Source organism: Oleiphilus sp. HI0123 (genome assembly GCF_001635315.1).
Genome location: NZ_LWGE01000989.1, coordinates 1 through 470 on the forward strand (window position 1 = coordinate 1; position 470 = coordinate 470).

1 pseudogene is annotated in these 470 nt (G+C 48.7%); it reads left to right on the forward strand.

What is annotated here, in order from left to right:
• Positions 1-368: pseudogene (locus A3761_RS27515) on the forward strand (IS21 family transposase); the annotation flags it as partial.
• Positions 369-470 lie beyond the last annotated feature (102 nt).

Consider the following 470-nt stretch of genomic DNA (forward strand, 5'->3'; position numbering starts at 1 on the left):
GACATTATCTAGCCGTGGCTCAACGCAAACCAGGAGCACTGCGTAACGGCGCACCGTTCGAGACCTTGCCAGACAGCTTCAAGTCCATTCAAAAGTATTTACTTCGACGACAAGGTGGTGATCGAGAAATGGTCGAGATATTGGCCTTGGTACTTCATCACGACGAACAGCTGGTTGAGCAAGCGGTTGAGGAATCTCTGCGATGCGGGCACCCCTCAAAACAGCATGTAATGAACTGTTTGAGCCAACTCATCGAACAGGAAACACCTGAGCCTTTGCTAACACCACCCTCTCTCATTCTAAACGAAGAGCCTATTGCCAACACACAACGCTACGATCAACTAAGAGGTCATCCTTATGCACATTGAAACCATGATCCACACCTTCAAACAACTCAAACTACACGGTATGGCCAACAGTGTTATGGAGCTATCACAGCAAGCTGGGCCATCTTACCTTCAAGCACAGCC